Origin of the sequence: Streptomyces albidicamelliae, from assembly GCF_025642175.1 — a bacterium.
Lineage (GTDB): Bacteria > Actinomycetota > Actinomycetes > Streptomycetales > Streptomycetaceae > Streptomyces > Streptomyces albidocamelliae.
In genome coordinates this window covers 6,410,557-6,425,038 of record NZ_CP106795.1, presented here as the reverse complement: position 1 = coordinate 6,425,038, position 14,482 = coordinate 6,410,557, and the positions used below count along the sequence as shown (strand labels likewise).

The following is a 14,482-nucleotide window of genomic DNA, read 5'->3' as shown; positions in this document are numbered from 1 at the left end:
ACGTGCCACGAGCCGTGGACCGGTCCCGGTCCACGGCTCGTACGGAGGCGGTCAGGCGGGTGCCAGCGCCGGGGTGCCGGGGGCGCGGTCCGGCAGGAAGCCGTGGGCCCGGCGGCCGAGCCACTCGGCCTTGTAGCGGTCGACGCGGCGGTGCCAGTTCAGGATGCCGGCGAGCCAGTTCTGCAGGTCGAGGACATAGCCGTCCATGGCGGCCCTGGCCTCCTCGGACAGCCGGAAGTCGTCGTACAGCACGGGCAGTTCATGGGCGATCACGTGCTCGAACTGCTGCATGCGCTGGGTCGTCAGGTCGTGGACGACGCCGAGCGCGGTCGGGTAGTCCACGCCGAAGAAGTTCTGCACGACCAGGACGGCGTTGTGGATCTCACCGTCGTACTCGATCTCCTTCTGGTACGAGAAGATGTCGTTCAGCAGGCAGGCGTAGTCGACGGCGGCGTTCTCCAGGGAGCGCACCGGGCCGCTGCGGTACACCTCCGGGGGTACGGCGGGGCCCCGGCCCATGCGGCACAGGCTCAGGGTGAGGTCCGAGCCGAACGTGGCGCGCCGCATCTCCAGGTAGTCGACCGGGTCGGGGATGCGGTTCTGCAACTGGTTGGAGAGCTCCCACACCCAGCTCTCGGTCATGGAGTCGACGGCCGCCTTGAGGCCGCGCCGCTGGTCGGGCGTCATGCCGGCGGCGGTGCGGTTCCAGAGGTCGATCAGCCCACGCTCCATGGCGTTGCCCGGGACGAGGGCCCGCTCCCCCTCGACCGGCATGCAGTCCGACAGCCGGGCCGTGGTCAGCCGGGCGGTGGCGAGGTCACGGCGGTGGCCGTACACGAGGGGGTAGTAGTCGTCGCCGTACGTCCCCCAGGCGAGCCACTGGGCGCTGAGGTCGAGGGCCTCGGGAGTGGCGCCCGGGTCCAGTCCGGCGGAGCACAGCGCGAGGTCGTACGCGGCGAGCTTGTCCTCGTCCCAGACGCCCTCCTGGAGGATGCCCGTGCGGTGCGACCAGTCGACGAGACGCCGCCGGGCGGTGTCCAGATGCGGGCTCAGCGCGAGCTCGTAGGGCATGTGGAACTCGGGGATCAGGGACGGGCCGACCTTCTGGTGGGGCACGTGGGAGTGGGCGCGCAGCCGCTCCCGGGCGGCGCCGGCGAGGAGCGCGCCGACATCGGCGGCGGAGGCCCCCGGACCGCTCGGGATCCGCCACGGCGTGCCGGCGCGGGCGCCCTCGTTCATGTAGCGGCTGGAGCGCAGGTGCCATTCGTGGCCGCCGGACTGCCAGTCCTGGAGTCCCTTGGTGTAGGCGGCGACCGCGGCGGCCTCGTCCGGCCTCAGGGCCTGCTCCAGGGCGACGGCCGGGACCTCGGTCAGCGCGGTGTGCTCGAACTGGTGCAGCCGTGAGGTGAGGATGTCGTTGACGGTCTCGGCGGCCTCCTGGGTGGTGCAGCCGAAGAACTTCTCCAGGACGAGCACACCGTTGCTGTTCTCCCCCTCGTCCTCCACCTCGCGCTGGTAGGAGAACAGGTCGTTGCGCAGGTGGACGGCGTCGGAGAAGGTCTCCATCAGCACCCGCAGCGGCCGGGTGGCGGCGACCCGCGCCGGCACCTCGGCGGTCGCGTACTCCACCAGCCCCGCCGACCAGGGGGCGCCACCCACCTTGCGGCGCATCTCGATGTACTCGACGGGGTTGGCGATCCGCCCCTCGTTGATGTTGGACAGCTCCCACATCGACTCGTTGAGCAGGTGCTCGGTGGCCACGGAGAACCGGCGGCGCCAGTCCACCGACATCGCCGGCACCGTCCGCGCCCACAGGTCCCGCAGCCCGGCCTCGACGGGATTCCCCGGTTCGGGTACGGGCGTCGCGGGGTCGAGCGGCATGAACAGGGGCAGGCGGTCCAGGTGGGCCTTCCCGGCGGCGCGGTCCTGGGTGCGCTTGAACATGTCCAGGAAGTGGTCGTCGAAGAAGAACACCCACACGTACCAGTCGGTGATGAGCGAGAGGGCGGGACCGTCGCAGTCGGGGTGGGTGTAGGCGCACAGCAGTCCGTAGTCGTGCGCCTCCAGGTCGGCCTGCTCCCAGATCCCGGAGCCCTCCAGCATGCCCATCTCCCGCGCCCACGCCGTCGAGTGGGCGCGGGCCTGATCGAGGTGCGGATTGAGCCGCGCGGGATACGGCATGTAGAAGTGCGGGAGTTCGAACGGCTGCGTCATGGCCGGGCCCTACCCGCGGCCACCGGGGCCCATCCGCCACGCCGGACATGATCACACCATCGCGTGAAAGGACCGCGAAGCCCTGAACCTCCGGGGCGGACATGGGCGTTCGCCGCGCGGGCCGACCGTCGTACGCCCCCTTGCCCGGCCGGCCGCGCGGGCGCCACGGTAGCCCCATGACCTCCTTCGTACTGCCCCATGAGGTGCACGGCGACGGCGCCCACAAGGTGTTCGCCGTGCACGGCTGGTTCGCCGACCGGACCGCCTGGGCCGCCGTCCTGCCGGACCTCGACCGCACCGCGTTCACCTACGCGCTGGTCGACCTGCGCGGCTACGGCGCGGCCCGGGACGCCGTCGGCTCGTACACGACCGCCGAGGCGGCCGCGGACCTGGTGGAGCTGGCCGACCGGCTCGGCTGGGAGCGGTTCTCGGTGGTCGGGCACTCCATGGGCGGCGCGGTGGCGCAGCGGCTGCTGTCCGTCGCCCCGCACCGGCTTCGGCGGATCGCCGGTGTGTCGCCCGTGCCGGCCGCGGGCATGCCCCTGCCCGACGAGCAGGGCGAGCTGTTCCGGGACGCAGGCCACAAGGCGGAGAACCGGCGCGCGATCATCGACTTCACCACCGGGAGCCGCCGTCCCGCGGCGTGGCTGGACCGGATGGTCGCCCGCTCGCTGGAGCGCAGCGACGCCAAGGCGTTCCGGGCCTGGCTGGACTCGTGGGCCGGGGACGACTTCCGTGCCGACGTCGAGGGCAGCGAGGTGCCCGCGCTCGCCGTGGCCGGTGAGCTCGATCCGGCGCTGTCACCGGCGGTGCTGCGGGAGACCTGGCTGACCTGGTATCCGCGCGCCGAGCTGGTCGCGCTGCCGACCGCCGGCCACTACGCGATGGACGAGGCGCCGCTGGACCTGATCCGGGTGGTGGAGGACTTCCTGCGCGCGGACGGCGCCGACGGCGCGGGCGGGGCCGCCGGCCGGGACCGGGCCGCCGCGGGCGAGCCGGCGTGAGCGTGCCCGAGGCCCCGCCGGTGCCGGACGTCTTCGACCCGCGCCGGTACGCGCGCGGGGTGCCGTACGACGACTACCGGGTGCTGCGCGACCACCATCCGGTGGCCTGGCAGGAGGAGCCGGAGGTGCTGGGCTGGCCGGCGGGACCCGGCTTCTGGGCGGTGACCCGGCACGCGGACGTCGTCCGGGTACTGAAGGACGCCCAGGTGTACTCGTCGCACCTGGGCGCGACCCAGATCCGCGACCCCGACCCGGCGGACCTGCCGTACATCCGCCGGATGATGCTCAACCAGGACCCGCCGCACCACAACCGGCTGCGGCGGCTGGTGAGCCGGGCGTTCACGCCGGCACGCGTCGAGCGGTTCGCGGACCTGGCCCGGGAGCGGGCGCGCACCCTGCTGGCGGGGGCGCTGGAGCGGGCCCGGCAGGGGGACGGCACGGCCGATCTCGTGGCCACGGTCACCGACGAGTACGCGCTGCTGAACCTGGCGGATCTGCTGGGCGTCCCGGAGGGCGACCGGCGGCTGCTGCTGCGCTGGACTCAGCGGGTCATCGGCTACCAGGACCCGGACGAGGCGGGGGAACCGGTGCGGGACGGGGCGGGCCGGCCCGTCGACCCGCGCTCACCGGCAATGCTCGGGGACATGTTCGCGTACGCGCGGGACCTGGCCGCGCACAAGCGGCGGCATCCCGCCGACGACGTCATGACGACCCTCGCCCAGGACGGCCGGCTCGCCCCGGCCGAGCTGGAGATGTTCTTCTTCCTGCTCACCGTCGCGGGCAACGACACGGTGCGCAGCGCCGCACCCGGCGGGCTGTCGGCCCTCGCCGGGCACCCGGAGGCGTACGAGCTGCTGCGCGCCGGGAAGGCGGAACCGTCCGCGGCCGTGGAGGAGTTGCTGCGCTGGCATCCGCCGGTGCTGACGTTCCGCCGGACGGCCGCGCGGGACACCGAGCTGGCGGGGCGGCGGATCCGGGCCGGGGACAAGGTCGTGGTGTTCCACGCCTCGGCAAACCGGGACGAGCGGGTCTTCGCCGGACCGGACCGGCTCGACCTCACCCGCTCCCCGAATCCGCACGTCTCCTTCGGTGACGGCCCGCACGTCTGTCTCGGCGCGCACTTCGCCCGGCTGCAACTGCGGTTGCTCTACGAGGAGACGGTGCGTGCCGTGTCACGGCCACGTCCGGCCGGCCCTCCGGGGCGGCTGGTCTCGCACTTCATCAACGGCGTGAAGTCGCTGCCGATGCACCTCGTCCGGCCGGGGACACCTGGATGAGGGCGTGCGTGCCGTCGGTACGCCACCGTTGGCCCTCCGCCGCCACCAGCGCGTCCTCGGTCCGCGCCGAAAGACCGGTGATCACGTCGGACTTGAGGGTGCGCAGCGCGCCGACCGGTCCGGGGAAGTGTTCGGTCACCCGCGCGAACGGCGTGGTCGGCGGCCACAGCCGGTCGCCCACCAGGCGCCGGTAGTTGAGGTCGCCCTTGAGCAGGGTCAGCGTGGCCGCCGCGAAGTCGGCCCGCAGGTCGCCGGGCATCCGCTCGTAGGGCAGCGGCGCGCAGGAGAACGGGTGGGCGCGGACGTCGAGCCGGCCGTCGCCGAGGGCCGACCAGAGGGCGCGGCCGTACTCGCCGGCCGCGCCCGGGGCGGTGCGCAGCCGGCGCAGGGCGTCGACCACGTCGGCGGTGGTGGCGTCGGAGACGTAGTACGGGTACGGCTTGACGTGCAGCACCACCCGGGCCGCGCGCCCCTCGGTGAGGAGATGGGCGATCAGCAGCAGGTCGGGGACGAGTTCGCGGCCCGCGTTGTCCGCGACCAGGACGAGGGTGCCCGCCCCGCCGGGCGGCAGCAGCGACCACAGCGTCTCGCTGTCGTCGGCGACGAGCGCGGGGGCCGGTTCGCGGGCCTCGGCGCCCGCGGCGGAGAGCCGGAAGCCCAGGTCGGCGCGGTTGCCCCACAGCGAGCCGTGCAGCAGCGCCCGGGCCCGGTCCTCCTCCGGCAGGTCCCGCAGGCCGTCCAGGGCCGCCAGTTCCTCACCGGTCTCCGGCGCGTCGAGCTCGGCGCGCTTGAACGGCCGGAAGGGGTCGACGCCCTGCCAGGCGCCCGGGCCGAAGTATCCGACGGCCTGGAGCAGCCGGCGGTAGAACCAGCTCTCGGACCACAGCCACGGCACGTCGTACCAGGACCGCCCGGTGTGGTCGGCCAGGTCCCACTCCTGCCAGCGGTCCCGGTCCGGGGCGTCGGCGGGCAGCGGTTCGACGGTCCCCTCGGTGCAGCTCTTCAGCAGCTCGTCCAGTGCCCGGTGCTGTCCGGGGCCGTAGGGGAAGGCGTCCCGCACCTGGCTGATGATCGCGGGGTGCCGCTCGGCCAGCACGCTGTGCGGGAACGAGCCGGGTTCGTTGCCGAGGATCACGGGTGCGAACGGGGTGTCGGCCATGTCCGTCACCGTACCCCGCACGTCAGGCGGTTCTGATCTCCCGCTCCAGCTGGGTGGCGAGGCTGACGTAGCGGGGGCGGCGGTGCACCGGGACCAGGCCCCGGATCATCAGGTGCCACATCTCGGCGACCCGGCGCGGAAGCCGTCCGACCGGTTCGAGCGAGCGGCCGGCGACCCGGGTGCCGACGAAGAAGCAGACGAGGGAGTGGGCGACCATGCCGACGTCCAGGTCGCCGTGCACGTCGGACTCCCGGACGGCTCCGGTGAACTTCCGGGTGGCGAACTCCAGCCACTCGGTGAAGGGGTGGCGCATGGGGGGCCGTACCGCTATGTCCGCGGTGGCCAGGCGGAGTCCGGCGCGGGGCACGGGGTCCTCCACGGCGAGCCGGGCGATGCCGAAGGTGGTCCGCATCAAGGACTCCAGCGAGGAGTAGCCGCGTCCCTCGACCTCGTTCACGAGTTGCCTGGCGGCGTCGGCCTGGAGTTCCAGGATGGCGTGGGCCAGGTCCTCCTTGGCGGCGAAGTGGAAGTACAGCGCGCCCTTGGTGACCTTCGCGTGCGCGACGATGTCACTCAGACTGGTGGACTCGTAGCCGTGCTGGTCGAACAGATCGGCGGCAGCCGTGATGATCGTTGCCCGGGTCTGCTCAGCACGTAACTGCCTCGCCATCGTGTGACCCTTCCTCGCGACTCCAACGAACGGGACATGCGGTTTGTTTTTCACCCGTTGCATACGATAACTCACGGGAGGGCGGCGGGAGTCCGGGCGGAGGCCTCACGGCAGGACACGTGTCAGCCGTACGTCCGGCCGTCGTCGGGACGCTCGGCGGCCCGTGCGCGGACGAGACCAGAACGGCTCCCCCCTTCGTGGCGCGGCTGTTCCCGGCAGCCGCGGGGCGACGGGTGCCGCACCCATGATCGCCACGATACGAGGCGGACGGCCGGCACCTCAACGGGGTCGCACGGGGGGCGCGAAGCAGTGGAACCGGCCGGTTCCACGCGCCCCCTGGGCGGCGGACGGGCCGTTGCGCTGAACACGGGGGGCGCACGCGCCGTACAGGACACCGGAAGAACTCGTTGCCGCCCCCGCCCAGGAGACGTCCCCGATGACTCGGAACACCGCCCGACTGGGCGTCACGGCGGCCGCCGCCGCGGCACCGCTCCTGCTGCTGCCGTGGACGGCCGGACCCGCCCTGGCGCACGGCGCCCCCACCGACCCGGTCAGCCGGGTCTACGCCTGCTCCCCCGAGGGCGGCGACGCCGCCCGTTCGACGGCGTGCGCGGCCGCGGTCGCGGCGAACGGCGCCCCGTTCACGGCGTGGGACAACCTGCGGGTCGCCGGGGTGGCTGGGCGGGACCGGCAGGTGATTCCGGACGGCCGGCTGTGCAGCGGGAACCTGCCCGCGTACCGGGGCCTCGACCTGGCCCGGCGGGACTGGCCGGCGACCCGGCTGACGCCCGGGGGCCGGCTGACGATGACGTACGCCTCGACGATCGCGCACGAGGGCACGTTCCGGCTGTACCTGACCAGGCCCGGTTACGACCCGGCGAAGCCGCTGAAGTGGTCCGATCTGCCGGAGCGCCCCTTCGCCGAGATCACGGACCCACCGCTGCGGAGCGGCGCCTACCGGTTCGGGGTGAAGCTGCCCGCCGACCGGACGGGCCGTCAGGTGCTGTACACGATCTGGCAGAACAGCAGCACGCCGGACACCTACTACTCGTGCTCCGACGTGGTCTTCCCGGGGGGCGGTACGGCGGCCGGGGCCGCGCGGGCCGCGGGTACGGCGACGGCCCCGGCGTCCCAGAAGCCGTCGGCCCGGGCCGGCGCGCCCTCGGCCGAGGGCGGTTCCCCGGCGAAGAGCAAGCCGTCGGCGGCGTCGGCCACGCCGTCGGCGAAGGAGCGTCCACGAAGAGCGACGCCGCCGCGGACGCCGCCCCGTGGCGGAGGCGACGCGCGGCGGTTCGGGCCCCTCGGCCCCGCTGCTGGCGGCCGGTGCCGCCGCGGTGCTGGTGCTCACCGGGGGCGCCGCCCTGGCCCTGCGTCTGCGGCGGCGCTGAACCGCGCCTGACGCATCAGTTGACGTAGACCGGGGCTCCGCCGTCGGTGACGGGCGCGTACTTGGCGGTGAAGTAGCCGTTGGCGAAGCACAGCGACGAGCCGGAGCTCTTGGTGAACTGCTGGCTGGTGAAGGTGATGCTGCTGTCGGTGTTGTCGGCCCTGCCGGTCAGCCCGGCCGCCCGGTAGACGCACGAGACGCTGCCCAGCAGGGTGCGCAGCTTGACCGTGGCCTGGACGACGGAACCGCTCGGCGGCAGGACGGAGAGGGTGCCGTCGGAGGCCACCGTCGCCGTGTAGGGCAGGTTGTCGATGGTGATGCCGTTGACCCCGAGGACTCCGATGACGTTGCTGGTGCAGCTGCCGCTGTCGAAGGTGTGCGCGGTGACGGACTCGGTGGCCGTGCCCGGCGCGCTCGGGTTGTCGGTGACGGTCGCCGTGAACTGGGAGGACGTGCACTTGACGCCACTGGTGCCGGTCGCGCTGGAGTAGAAGTTCGCGGACGTGCCCGAGGCGAGGGGCGCGGTCAGTACGTCGCCGGCCGCGACGGCCGTACCGCCGGCGCCGCCGGTGGTGAGGACGGCGGCGCCGTCGGCGGAGGCGGGTGCGGCCACGGTGAGGGCGAGCGCGGTGGCGGTGCCGGCGAGAGCCAGCAGGGATCGCGTACGCATGCGGGTGCCTCTTTCCTGAGTGGGGTTCGGACGAGGTGACGTGCGCTGTGCGGGCCGTACGGGTGATGCCGCCGGCGCGGGGCCGTCGCGCCTTCTCCGTACGCGACGGACCCACGACGGCGGCAGGCCGGGCGCCGCCGGCCGGAGGTCCCGGGGTGAACCTCCGTCCGGCGGGCGGGACACGTGCGGACACCGGCCGGCCCGGGGGGAAGGAGCCGTGCCGGATCCGCGACGGGGAACGACTGCCGTGCAGGTGCGTGAGCGATTGCCGTGAACCGGCGAGGGCGTCGCCTGACAGGGCCGGGAACGCGGCCGGTACCTCCCGGCGGACCCGGCGCCACGGATCCGCGGAAACAGGTGAAGTTGTAGACCTGATGTTGCGTCAACGTCAAGCGTTACCAAGGCAGTTGACGCTGGCGGACGCGGGTCGCGCACATCCGACACCCTTTTCTCACATCTGTATTGACCCCTTGCTGTAACCGGCGGTAACTTCCTCGCAGGCCGCCCCCACGCCGTCAGAAAGCCCTTGCGTCCGCAGGGAGTGCGAGGAGTGCGTGAGCGGCAGCCGCCGTCCGCGCCAGGACACCGCGCCACGGAAGTCAGATCCGCATCGCCTTCACGCCCCTGGGAGCAGACATGGCCTCGTCCCCGGACGTCCCGTCCGCAGACAGCACCCCCGAGACCCCGGACCCGGGTGCCTCGTCCGAAGTGCCGGGTGCCGCCGCCACCGGCGGCGAGGGCGGTGAGAGGCGGGGCCGCGTCAGGGCCCGCCGGGCGGCGGTGATGGCGGTGCCCGCCACGCTCGTCCTCGCGGGACTCGCGGTCCTCACCGCGCAGGGCGCGCTCGGTGTGCAGTTCGCGATCTCCGGCATGCCGTTCACGGTGACCGCGACCGAGCTCGACGGCACCGGTTTCGAGCAGTTCGGCGGGCTCGACACCATGGCGGACGGCAGCCCCAACGCCGGGGACACCGGCGGGCAGGTGCTCGTGGTCACCTCCGCCATCAAGAACGCCACCCTCACCAAGCTGTGCCAGAGCGTCGACCTCGGCGGCACCAACCTGCTGATCACCGCGGGCAGTGGTGCGGAGAAGGTCAGCGCGACCGACCTCACCACCGACTCCACCGAGCTGACGGGTGACGCGGCGTTCGGCAACATCGAGATCGGCAACGACGCGAGCACGCTGACCAAGGCGGGCGTGAAGGGGCCGATCGGCGTCTTCAGCCAGCAGGCGGACACCGTGCGCATCGCCCATCTTCGGCAGACCAACTACGCGACGACAGCCGGTGTGTTCAAGCTGCCCGGTCTCAAGCTCCGTTTCAGCGAATCGGGTTGCTGACCGCCGTGCCGGACCGTCCACGCCGGGAACCGAGGCTCGCCTTCCGCGGATGGCGGGCCCGCCGGCCGTTCTGGGGCGGGCTGCTGCTCGCCCTGGGCGGCGGCGAGATCCTGCTCACCGAGAAGGCCTCGCTGAAGGTCGTGATGCACATCGGCATGCAGGGCCTGGCCGGCTATCTGCTGCCGACGCTGATGGTGCTGCTGGGCCTGCTCGTCCTCGTCAATCCCACCCAGCGGCTGTTCTACTCCGTCACCGGCGTCCTGGTCTCCCTCGGCACCTGGCTCACCTCCAACCTGGGCGGCTTCCTCCTCGGCCTTCTCCTCGGGGTGGCCGGCAGCTGTCTCACCTTCGGCTGGCTGCCGGACCAGGAGCCCCGCGCCGGCCGCCGCCGACGCCGGGAACGGGCACGGGCCGAACGGCGGGCGGCGCGCCGCCCACGCGTGTCTCCGGGGATTCGGTCCTGATCTCCGGAACTTCCCGGCCGCTCCGGAAGTTTCTACGGTGCTGTAGAAGTTGCTGTCGGCGTGCTGAGCAGCCGGCCGGGGATACGAGGAGTGCGCATGGCCCTGTGGGACCGCTTCAAGGAGTCGGCGTCGCAGATGCAGACCCAGTTGGTGGCGAAGAAGAACGACCTGAAGAGCGGCGCGTTCCGCGACGCGAGCATGGCGATGTGCGCCCTGGTCGCGGCGGCCGACGGGACCGTCGACCCGTCGGAGCGCCAGCGGGTGGCCCAGCTCATCTCCACCAACGAGGTGCTGCAGAACTTCCCCGCGGACGACCTGCGGCGCCGTTTCGAGGAGCACCTGGCCAAGCTGACGACCGATTTCGCCTTCGGCAAGGTGAGCGTGCTCCAGGAGGTCGCCAAGGCGAAGAAGAAGCCCGCCGAGGCGCGTGCCGTCGTCCAGATCGGCATCGTGATCGGCGGTGCCGACGGCGACTTCGACAAGACCGAGCAGGCGGTCGTGCGCGAGGCCTGCTACACGCTGGACCTGCCGCCCCACGAGTTCGACCTCTGATCCCGGCCTGACGACGGGACGGGGGCCCGGACCACGGTGTGGTCCGCGCCCCCCGTCCTCGGTGCGCGACGGTGCCGGCCGGTGGCCGGCACCGCGGGGTCAGTCGAGCCCGACGGACTTCAGCCAGGCCTTGGCGACGTCCAGCGGGTCCTTGTTCTCCGTCTGCACCTGGGTGTCCAGGTCCAGCAGGGTCGCGGTGTCCAGCTTCGCGGAGACCGCGTCGAGCGCGTCGGCGCCCTTCTGGTTCAGCGCGCCCTTGTAGACAAGCGGCTGGACGTTCTCGAAGCCGAAGAGGTTCTTCGGGTCCTGGAGGACGACGAACTTCTCCTTGGCGATGGTCGGGTCCGTGGTGAAGAGGTCGGCGGCCTGCACCGCGTCCTTCTTGAGCGCCGCCTGGGTGAGCGGGCCGCCCGCGTCCAGCGCCTTGAAGGACTTGAACTGCAGGCCGTAGACGGACTTGAGGCCCACCAGGCCCTGCTGCCGGGTCTGGAACTCCGGCGAGCCGCCGATGACCAGGTCCTTGGCGACGTCCTTCAGATCGGCGATGGACGACTTCTCGGTGAGGTGGTACTTCTTCGCGGTAGCCGCGTTGACCGTGACCGAGTCCTTGTTCTGTGCCGCGGAGGGCTTCAGCAGGGTCAGCTTGGAGTCCAGCTTGGCCTCGATGGCGGTCGTGGTGGCGTCCGCGGTCTTCGGGGTGGCCTTCGGGTCGAGATAGGCCAGCAGCGCGCCGTTGTACTCCGGCAGCACCGAGAGGGAACCGTTCTTGATCAGGCCGTAGGTCGTCTCCCGGCTGCCGATGTTCGGCTTGTAGGTGACCTTGATCCCCTTGGCCTTGAGCGCTTCGCCGTAGATGTCGGCGAGCAGGGTGCTCTCGGGGAAGTTGTTGGAGCCGACGACGACGCCGTCACCGCTCGCCTTCCCCTCCGACAGGGGGTCGTCGGCCTTGTCGTTGGAGGAGCAGCCCGCCAGCAGGGCCGTCGCCGCCGCCAGGGCGACGACCGCCGCGCCTCGGTTCCTCCGGATGGACCTGCTGATAAGGGTCGTATAAGTCACTTGCTGATCCAATCCAGCCTGTTCTCGGTCGGTCAAGTGCCCAGGGGCACCGATTGGCCTCGATCTGTGGTCAGTTGTGGGTATAGGGCGGATGCCTTGTCACGACCTCTTCACACGGGCCCGGGCCGTACGAATCTCACGAGGCCTGTCCGCCGGGGCGGTCGGCGTCAGCCGCTGCGGCGCACCCCGGGCGACACGGTGAGTCGGGAAGCCGCCCAGAACACGGCGAGGGTGGCGAGGGCGAGGCCGGCGACCAGAGTGGCGCCGCCCACGACCTTCTCGTAGTTGCGCTGGTAGAGGCCGTCGATGATGTAGCGGCCGAGACCGCCGAGGCTGACGTAGGCGGCGATGGTCGCCGTGGAGACGATCTGGATCGCCGCGGTGCGCAGTCCGCTCAGGATCAGCGGGAGCGCGACCGGCAGTTCCACCTGGAACAGCACCCGCGCCTCCGGCATGCCCATGCCCCGCGCGGCGTCCACCGGGGAGGGGTCCACGGAGCGGACCGCCTCGTAGGTGGTGACCAGGATCGGCGGTACGGCGAGCACGACCAGCGGGATCATGACGGGCAGCAGACCGAACCCGATCCAGATGAACATCAGCACCAGCAGACCGAAGCTGGGCAGCGCCCGCCCCGCCGTGGCGATCAACGCGAGGGCGTTGCCGCCGCGCCCGTAGTGTCCGGTGACCAGGCCGACGGGCAGGCCGATCAGGGCCGCGAGGAGGAGGGCCTCCAGCGAGTACCGGACGTGCTCGACCAGCCGGGTGGGGATGCCGTCGTACCCGTGCCAGTGGGAGGCGTCGCCGAAGAAGGCGTGCGCGAAGTTCAGGACGTTCACCGGGTGGCACCCTTCGTCGGCATCCAGGGGGTGAGGAGGCGGCGGACGAGGACGAGCAGGGCGTCGGCGAGGACGCCCAGCACCGCCGTGGTGAGCACCGAGTTCACGGCCAGGGCCGGCCGGTGGTACGTGGTGGCGGCGTACAGCATGTTGCCGAGGGCGCCCTGGTTGCCGATGAGCATGCCGACGCTGACCAGGGAGAGGCTGGACACGGTGGCGACCCGGAGTCCGGCGATGATCGCGGGCACCGCGATGGGCAACTGGACCTGCGCGTAACGGCGTACGGGACCGAAGCCCATGGCCTGCGCGGCGGCCAGGGTCTCCGGCGGGACCGAGCGGACGCCGTCCACGATCGCCGGGACCAGCACCACCAGGCTGTAGATCGCGAGCGGGACCATCACCGTGGTCTCGCTCTGGCCGAAGTAGTCGATGAGGACGACGAAGAAGGCCAGCGAAGGGATGGAGTAGAGCACCGTGGTGACGCCGAGGACGGGCGGGTAGACCCAGCGGAAGCGGACGCAGAGCTGGGCCACCGGCAGGGCGAGCAGGAGCCCGGCCAGCACCGGCAGCAGTCCCTCGCGCAGATGCAGGCCGACGAGTCCCAGGTAGCCGTACTGAAGGTCGCTCGGGAGGTCGAAGAAGCCGTTCATGGGGCGGCCTTCACCGCCGCGTCCTCCGCCACCCGGCTGTGGGCGGCCCGGATCGCCTCCCCGATGGCCTGCTGGGAGACGACGCCGACCGCGCGTCCCGCCTCGTCCACGGCGACGGCCCAGCCGGTCGGCGACAGCACGGCCCCGTCGAGCGCCGCGCGCAGCGAGTCGGTGCCGGGCACGAACGGACGGCCGTGGTCGATGAGCCGTTCGCGGTCGATCGCGCCGGCGGTGAGCCGGTCCGGCTCGCTCCAGCCGAGCGGCCTGCCGTCGGAGTCGGTGACGAGGAGGTAGGGAGCCGTGGCCCGGGAGGCGAGCTGCTCGGCGTCCGCGTCGGTCCCCACCAGCGGCGCGGTCTCCAACTCCAGTTCCGCGGACGGGAAGAAGGACAGCCGGCGGATGCCGCGGTCGGCGCCGAGGAAGTCCTCCACGAAGGAGTCGGCGGGCGCGCTGAGCAGTTCGGCGGGCGGGGCGAACTGGGCGAGCCGGCCGCCGGTGCGCAGGACGGCCACCATCGTGCCGAGTTTGATCGCCTCGTCGATGTCGTGCGTGACGAAGACGATGGTCTTGCCCAGCTCGGCCTGGATGCGCAGGAGTTCGTCCTGCAGTCCCTTGCGGACCACGGGGTCGACGGCGGAGAAGGGCTCGTCCATCAGCAGCACCGGCGGGTCGGCGGCGAGCGCGCGGGCCACGCCGACCCGCTGTTGCTGACCGCCGGAGAGCTGGTAGGGGTACCGCTTGGCCAACGAGGTGTCCAGGCCGACCCGTTCCATCAGCTCCGCGGCCCGGGCGCGTGCCTGCTGCTTGCTGCGGCCGAGCAGCCGGGGCACGGTGGCGATGTTGTCGAGGATGGTGCGGTGCTGGAAGAGCCCGGCGTTCTGGATGACGTAACCCATCGACCGGCGCAGGGTGTTGACGGGCTGCTGCCGGATGTCGTGGCCGTCGAGGAGGATGCTGCCCTCGCTGGGTTCGACCATCCGGTTGATCATCCTCAGGGTCGTCGTCTTGCCGCAGCCGGAGGGCCCGACGAGGACGGTGATCGCGCGGTCCGGTATCTCCAGCGACAGCCGGTCGACCGCGACCGTGCCGTCCGGATACCGCTTGGTGACTGAATCTATCCGTATCAAAACGCCGAGTACCCTTCGGGTTTGGCAGCTTTCGCCCGGTCTCGGCAACGACTGTCATGCGCAGGCCGTTGCGGGAAG

Annotated in this window: 13 protein-coding genes and 1 pseudogene; 6 read left to right on the top strand and 8 right to left on the bottom strand. The window is 72.0% G+C overall.

Going from position 1 to position 14,482, the window contains the following annotated elements; translation table 11 throughout:
• Nucleotides 1–51 precede the first annotated feature (51 nt).
• Complete coding sequence (gene cyc2 / locus N8I86_RS29080; protein WP_263279061.1) at nt 52–2,214, bottom strand: germacradienol/geosmin synthase Cyc2; 2,163 nt, start codon at nt 2,212–2,214, stop codon at nt 52–54.
• A gap of 176 nt (nt 2,215–2,390) precedes the next feature.
• On the opposite strand from cyc2, the gene N8I86_RS29075 reads away from it, so the two are divergent.
• Both N8I86_RS29075 and N8I86_RS29070 read left to right on the top strand, forming a co-directional pair.
• A complete protein-coding gene (locus tag N8I86_RS29075; RefSeq protein ID WP_263279060.1) occupies nt 2,391–3,218 on the top strand; it encodes an alpha/beta fold hydrolase in 828 nt (275 codons plus the stop codon).
• Nucleotides 3,215–4,495, top strand: coding sequence for a cytochrome P450 (locus N8I86_RS29070; RefSeq protein WP_263279059.1), 1,281 nt, complete (start codon nt 3,215–3,217; stop codon nt 4,493–4,495). Before N8I86_RS29075 ends, N8I86_RS29070 begins: the two co-directional genes overlap by 4 nt.
• On the opposite strand, the gene N8I86_RS29065 is transcribed toward N8I86_RS29070, so the two are convergent.
• Both N8I86_RS29065 and N8I86_RS29060 read right to left on the bottom strand, forming a co-directional pair.
• The gene (locus N8I86_RS29065; RefSeq protein ID WP_263279058.1) at nt 4,440–5,654 is read right to left on the bottom strand and encodes a damage-control phosphatase ARMT1 family protein; all 1,215 of its coding nucleotides are present in this window, start codon (nt 5,652–5,654) and stop codon (nt 4,440–4,442) included. The two genes, N8I86_RS29070 and N8I86_RS29065, sit on opposite strands and share 56 nt — an antisense overlap.
• Before the next feature lie 22 nt (nt 5,655–5,676).
• Nucleotides 5,677–6,324, bottom strand: a complete 648-nt coding sequence (locus tag N8I86_RS29060) for a ScbR family autoregulator-binding transcription factor (RefSeq protein ID WP_073897378.1) — start codon at nt 6,322–6,324, stop codon at nt 5,677–5,679.
• Nucleotides 6,325–6,760: 436 nt separating this feature from the next.
• On the opposite strand from N8I86_RS29060, the pseudogene N8I86_RS29055 reads away from it, so the two are divergent.
• Nucleotides 6,761–7,712: pseudogene (locus N8I86_RS29055) on the top strand (lytic polysaccharide monooxygenase auxiliary activity family 9 protein).
• A 15-nt stretch (nt 7,713–7,727) separates the two neighbouring features.
• On the opposite strand, the gene N8I86_RS29050 reads toward N8I86_RS29055, so the two are convergent.
• Entirely contained in the window at nt 7,728–8,381 is a 654-nt protein-coding gene (locus N8I86_RS29050; protein WP_123440066.1) for a Tat pathway signal sequence domain protein, read from the bottom strand.
• A gap of 636 nt (nt 8,382–9,017) precedes the next feature.
• Here N8I86_RS29050 and N8I86_RS29045 point away from each other — a divergent pair.
• The 3 genes from N8I86_RS29045 to N8I86_RS29035 all read left to right on the top strand — a co-directional run bounded on the left by N8I86_RS29045 (nt 9,018) and on the right by N8I86_RS29035 (nt 10,735).
• A complete protein-coding gene (locus N8I86_RS29045) occupies nt 9,018–9,719 on the top strand; it encodes a DUF6230 family protein (protein ID WP_263279057.1) in 702 nt (233 codons plus the stop codon).
• 5 nt (nt 9,720–9,724) lie between these two features.
• The gene (locus tag N8I86_RS29040; protein ID WP_241841184.1) at nt 9,725–10,183 is read left to right on the top strand and encodes a DUF6114 domain-containing protein; all 459 of its coding nucleotides are present in this window, start codon (nt 9,725–9,727) and stop codon (nt 10,181–10,183) included.
• 96 nt (nt 10,184–10,279) lie between these two features.
• Entirely contained in the window at nt 10,280–10,735 is a 456-nt protein-coding gene (locus N8I86_RS29035) for a tellurite resistance TerB family protein (RefSeq protein WP_263279056.1), read from the top strand.
• 99 nt (nt 10,736–10,834) lie between these two features.
• Here the strand turns inward: N8I86_RS29035 and N8I86_RS29030 are convergent, their stop codons facing one another.
• The 4 genes from N8I86_RS29030 to N8I86_RS29015 form a co-directional block, all read right to left on the bottom strand.
• Nucleotides 10,835–11,791: an ABC transporter substrate-binding protein gene (locus N8I86_RS29030; RefSeq protein WP_263279055.1), complete on the bottom strand. Its 957-nt coding sequence runs from the start codon at nt 11,789–11,791 to the stop codon at nt 10,835–10,837.
• Between the two features lie 167 nt (nt 11,792–11,958).
• Nucleotides 11,959–12,627 (bottom strand): ABC transporter permease, encoded by a 669-nt coding sequence (locus N8I86_RS29025; RefSeq protein ID WP_073897391.1) that lies wholly within the window; start codon nt 12,625–12,627, stop codon nt 11,959–11,961.
• Nucleotides 12,624–13,277: an ABC transporter permease gene (locus tag N8I86_RS29020; RefSeq protein WP_073897393.1), complete on the bottom strand. Its 654-nt coding sequence runs from the start codon at nt 13,275–13,277 to the stop codon at nt 12,624–12,626. Before N8I86_RS29020 ends, N8I86_RS29025 begins: the two co-directional genes overlap by 4 nt.
• The gene (locus N8I86_RS29015) at nt 13,274–14,404 is read right to left on the bottom strand and encodes an ABC transporter ATP-binding protein (protein WP_073897395.1); all 1,131 of its coding nucleotides are present in this window, start codon (nt 14,402–14,404) and stop codon (nt 13,274–13,276) included. The genes N8I86_RS29020 and N8I86_RS29015 overlap by 4 nt, the downstream gene beginning before the upstream one ends.
• Nucleotides 14,405–14,482: the final 78 nt, after the last annotated feature.